The organism is Pedobacter sp. HMWF019 (genome assembly GCF_003061025.1).
In the GTDB taxonomy this organism is placed as follows: domain Bacteria; phylum Bacteroidota; class Bacteroidia; order Sphingobacteriales; family Sphingobacteriaceae; genus Pedobacter.
Window position 1 is genome coordinate 1 of record NZ_QAIL01000062.1, and the last position, 4,737, is coordinate 4,737.

At 39.6% G+C, this 4,737-nt stretch carries 8 protein-coding genes; all 8 read left to right on the forward strand.

All coding sequences use genetic code 11. From position 1 onward, the window contains the following. The first annotated feature begins 83 nt into the window (after window positions 1–83). Complete coding sequence (locus DBR11_RS04160) at window positions 84–830, forward strand: hypothetical protein (protein WP_108550354.1); 747 nt, start codon at window positions 84–86, stop codon at window positions 828–830. A gap of 3 nt (window positions 831–833) precedes the next feature. After that, the gene (locus DBR11_RS04165; RefSeq protein ID WP_233260638.1) at window positions 834–1,706 is read left to right on the forward strand and encodes an alpha/beta hydrolase; all 873 of its coding nucleotides are present in this window, start codon (window positions 834–836) and stop codon (window positions 1,704–1,706) included. Beyond that, window positions 1,693–2,163, forward strand: coding sequence for a MauE/DoxX family redox-associated membrane protein (locus DBR11_RS04170; RefSeq protein WP_233260639.1), 471 nt, complete (start codon window positions 1,693–1,695; stop codon window positions 2,161–2,163). The genes DBR11_RS04165 and DBR11_RS04170 overlap by 14 nt, the downstream gene beginning before the upstream one ends. Before the next feature lie 148 nt (window positions 2,164–2,311). Beyond that, the gene (locus tag DBR11_RS29480; protein WP_158275203.1) at window positions 2,312–2,449 is read left to right on the forward strand and encodes a hypothetical protein; all 138 of its coding nucleotides are present in this window, start codon (window positions 2,312–2,314) and stop codon (window positions 2,447–2,449) included. A 56-nt stretch (window positions 2,450–2,505) separates the two neighbouring features. Then, on the forward strand, window positions 2,506–3,540 hold the full coding sequence (locus tag DBR11_RS04180) for a hypothetical protein (protein WP_146186455.1): 1,035 nt from the start codon (window positions 2,506–2,508) through the stop codon (window positions 3,538–3,540). Window positions 3,541–3,551: 11 nt separating this feature from the next. Then, complete coding sequence (locus tag DBR11_RS04185; protein WP_108550357.1) at window positions 3,552–3,968, forward strand: hypothetical protein; 417 nt, start codon at window positions 3,552–3,554, stop codon at window positions 3,966–3,968. After that, entirely contained in the window at window positions 3,965–4,156 is a 192-nt protein-coding gene (locus DBR11_RS04190) for a hypothetical protein (protein WP_108550358.1), read from the forward strand. Before DBR11_RS04185 ends, DBR11_RS04190 begins: the two co-directional genes overlap by 4 nt. Before the next feature lie 4 nt (window positions 4,157–4,160). Next, window positions 4,161–4,550, forward strand: a complete 390-nt coding sequence (locus DBR11_RS04195; RefSeq protein ID WP_108550359.1) for an AraC family transcriptional regulator — start codon at window positions 4,161–4,163, stop codon at window positions 4,548–4,550. Window positions 4,551–4,737: the final 187 nt, after the last annotated feature.

Genomic DNA, 4,737 nt, shown 5'->3' on the forward strand with positions numbered 1-4,737 from the left:
CACCTGAGGAACAGAAGACGGTAGACAGTCTAATGACAAGAAAACCAATTTTAATAGAGTTGAAATAAATTAAATAATACCATATGAAGATAAAAGATAAAACAAGAAAATTCTTGTTTCTGGCGACTGCTGTGCTCGGTTTTTTGAGCAACGATTTACAAGCACAAAAGAAAAGTGACTCGTTTACTAAAAATAATTTGACTGCAATGAGCGAATATTTGAGTGACACAGAAGGTGAAGCTTTTAAGCTGTTCCTCAACAATTCGGAGAAAGTAAATGCGGTATTAGGAAAAGACAAAGCACAATACGCACTGCGCTTGGCAATCTCAAAAGCCTATTTTCAAGGCATTGATCCTGTAAAGAAACCCAATTTTGATTGGGCAGATTTACAAAGGACAATGAAATCAAGGTTTGGTGAGATAGGAATCGAAACGTTGTATGGTAAGCAGATGATTTACTACCTAGATGCAAAGGATTGGAGCAATTATGGGAAATACTATATGCTTTACTTTGAAAAGGCATTGAAGCGTCCAGAGTATGAAGTTAATAATATTACCTGGCCTTTGTTTGAGAACGTAAGCGACCCTAAAGTATTAAAGTTTGCTTGTGATGTGGTCATGAAATATGCTATGGAGGAGTGGTATCAAAATGATCCGACTTCCTGGGACACCTACGCCAACCTGCTTTATAAAACTGGAAAGAAAGAGCAAGCTATAGAATGGGAGGAGAGGGTTGTAAAGCAATCTAATCAAGATAAGGTTTTTCTGGAAACCTTAGAGAAAATGAAGAAAAACTTGCCAACCTGGTCTGATACAGTCGCTAAGTTATAATTTATGAAACTCAAAATATTAACTCTGATGCTCTTTTTAATGGTAGGGTACACTGCGGTAGCACAACAAGTGCTGCCGCTTTACCCCGACAGCATTCCCGGAAGCAGAGTAAAACTCTCCAAAGAGGAGGCGCCAACCCTAACCCTATATCTACCCATTAAAGAAAAAGCTACAGGAACGGCAATCCTGGTGATCCCGGGAGGTGCTTATGGCTTCCTGGCCTTTGAAGAAGAGGGGATTGCGATAGGCAAAGCATTTGCAGAAAAAGGAATTGCAGCCTTTGTGCTTAAATACCGGTTGCCTAAAAAAGAAACGATGAGTGACAAAAGCTATGGCCCACTCATGGACGCGCAACAGGCCATGAAAGTGATCCGGTCTAATGCGGTAAACTGGAATGTTAATCCCGCTAAGGTTGGTGTAATTGGATATAGTGCTGGAGGTCATTTGGCAAGTACCTTGGGCACTCATTTCTCCAAAAGTTATATCCCCAATAAAGAAAACATCGGCCTTCGGCCAGACTTTATGATCCTGGTTTATCCTGTTATCAGTATGGGTGATCAGCTGGCACACATGGGATCAAAGATTAACCTTTTAGGTATAGAGCCAAATAAAGAAAAAGTGGATTTGTTTTCCAATGAACTGCAAGTAACTAAAGAAACCCCACCAACTTATTTGACTCATTGTGGCGATGATCAGGTAGTGGATGTGAACAACAGTATTGTGTTTTACCAGGCGCTGCAGAAGAACGGTGTTGATACGGAACTGCATTTGTTTCCGAAAGGGAATCATGGGTTTACGCAAAGACTATCTGTGAGTGAGTGGATGGACACGATGCTGGGGTTTATGAAGAGGGAGGGGTTTTATGAAAATAAATAAAAGAAGTGTTTTGGTTGAGGTTATTGCCGGCCTATTCATTTTGCTCTTTGTTTATGCTGCAGTGAGTAAACTCCAGGATTTTGAAAAATTTAGAGTAGAGCTTGGTAAATCTCCAATATTAAATGCGTTTTCAGATCCTGTGTCCATATTTGTACCTGTCGTAGAAATTGTCATCTCGGTTATGCTCGTCGCAAAACGGCTCCAATTCATCGCATTGTATTTATCATTTAGCCTGATGGTGGTTTTCTCTGCATACATCGTGTTCATACTGAAATTCAGCTCATACATTCCATGCTCTTGCGGTGGGATATTGCAGAATATGACCTGGACTCAGCATTTGATTTTCAATGTCAGTTTTATGCTTTTGGGAGCACTAGCCATCTTAATTTATCCAAAACAGAATGAAGATCTTATTGCAATAAGAGGGAATGCCGAACCCCTAAACAGAGGCAATTAACTTAAAAAATAAAACCATGAAACTAAGAAACCTATTGATGGCCGGCGTATTAATGATAGCTGTGACAATGTCCTTGGCTTTGAACGCAACAAATAAACCGCCTATAATAGGCTCATTTCAGTATAATGCAAGTGGACACATTCTTTGTATGGCTAACGCACAAGTTGATGCCGATTGTTCTACTGTAGGAACTGGACCAGCTTGTACCATGTTTTATCTGGGTACTTATAACCAGGAATTTGTTGGAGTAGGTACTTGTGTAGTTCCATTATTTCATCAATTCTAAAAAACGAATCGGGAAATTATTATTTCCCGGTTCTTAAAATCACCCATTTAAACGCTATGGTCAAAACAAGAGTTTTCTCTCTGCTTATTTGCTTTTTTTCCAGCATAGGACTGGTATGTATACTTTTTATTTCATCAAGTTATCTGAATAATTCGCCAAACTCGTTTATACGTAGATTACCCTCGCATGCCGCCGTGGGTATAGGGTTTCTGTCTTTGGATCCTTCATCCTTTTACTTTGTTGGAAATGATCAGAATCTTGTTTACCTAGGCAACCGCGGTATTTTTAATCAAGTTATCAGCGTTGATCTGGAGTCGAAACAAACTCAGCTCTTAACAGTTAAAGCTCCTGATTCTCTACATGTTTTTAATGATGTACAACTACGAATTGATTCAGGACGTGTTTTTCTTTTGGAGGGTATGAAGTCTCAGGTTTGGGTAGGGAGTCTTGAAGATCTAAAAGTCATGGATAAAGTAAATACTCCTGGATTTATAGCCGCCCTTACACTTGACAACGGATCGTTGATTTTAAAATCGACCAAAAATGGAGAGGGGGTACTTTTAAAGCAAGACCATACATCAGGTCAATTGAAAATCGGAAAGGATTTGCTTCAGAAACAGGTGGACGGATTTTTCTGTACGGATGGAAATTTAGTGAAAGTCCCTAATTCCAATAAAATCTTCTACACCTATTATTACCGCAATCAATTCATCTGTGCAGATACGAACCTGAACTTGCTTTACAGAGGGAAAACAATTGATACCGTTGCGCATGCGAAGATTAAAGTAGCCAGGATTAAATCAAGCAACCAGATTACTTTATCGGCTCCTCCGGTCTATGTCAATAAGCAAAGTACGGCTAATGAAAAATACCTGTTTATTCACTCTGCATTAAAAGCAGACAACGAAACTGCGGATATGCATGAACAAGGAGCGGCTATTGATGTGTACAATGTTTCTGATGGGAAATATAAGCTGAGTTTTTACCTTTCTGATTTCAATGGAAAGAAACTAACGGATTTTAGAGTTTATGGTCAATCTCTGTATGCGCTTTATGATCATTACTTGTATAAATATCAATTGAATTTTTAACCTCTACCAAGATGTCAAAACAAGCACTAAGACCCTGTATAAACTTGTATGTTCAGCTTCTGGATATCCTGGCAGATAGCTCCATTGATATTCCAGCATCTATGCGTATTAGAGTTGAAAAAGCCTACCAAAGCTTATCGAGTTTTCTTTTTGAGATGATCCTATCTCAGAAAGGAGATCTGGAGCATAAACGGACCGTTCTTAAAAAGTTTGTTGTTTTATTACTATCCAGAAGTTCAGGAATCCTTAAGAAATATGGTATAGATCCATGCCATCCAGACGCTACTTTGAATCTACGTCAATCTATCCTGATGGAAATCAGGGCCGGTTTACTCCGCATCTTTCACCTCATTATTTACCAGGGGCTGGAAGACATTTTCCTGGAACTAAATCTGGTGTATCGTACCATTTTAAAACGCAGTTTATGAAACAAAATTTTATCCCTGAAGAACCTGTCAAAACTTTCCTGGAGCATGTGGAAGGGAAATCCTTTACGCTTGTTGATGTAGCAGTGGCTTTGGACATAGATGAAGAAACAGCGGTGAGTATCCTGATCTATCTAATAGAAAACAAGCAGTTGGATGTGACTTGTACCTGGGTGCCTAATAAAAAGTAAAAGGATGTTGCAAGAAACGAAATCATATAGCAAAGGATTTAGGCTGGCAGACTCAGACTATTGTGCGCCAGACTTTCGGCGGTTAAAGATGTTGCAGTCTTTGATTGAACTGGATTTTAGGTATAACCGGGATATTACGGTGTATGCGGTTAAAATGGATACTGCTATACATGCTTTGAACAAGTTTGCGAAAGCTTATTTGGGCAGGTCTGTGTTTGAGTTGCTGCAGGACAGGATTTACCGGGAGGCTTTGTATTTATTGCAGTATACCAAGCATTCGGTCAAGGAGATTTCGGAGTTACTGGGCTTCTGTGACTCGGGTTATTTCTGTAGGTGGTTTAAGCAGAGAAATGGCCAGACTGCGAAGGTTTACAGAAAGGGGTTTAAAACGTGAATTTACGGGGTGCCTAACCTTTATGACGCTTTATATTCACGCTCGCTATAGTGCACTACGCAACCTCTCTTCGCCTCTGGGGGAGAGAGGTTGCGTAGGGAGAGAGGTAGTTTTTAAGGGATGTTAACGCCCTTTTTTAACCCCACATTCAATCAAATTTTTGCTAATAATTCACATAATTCATAAC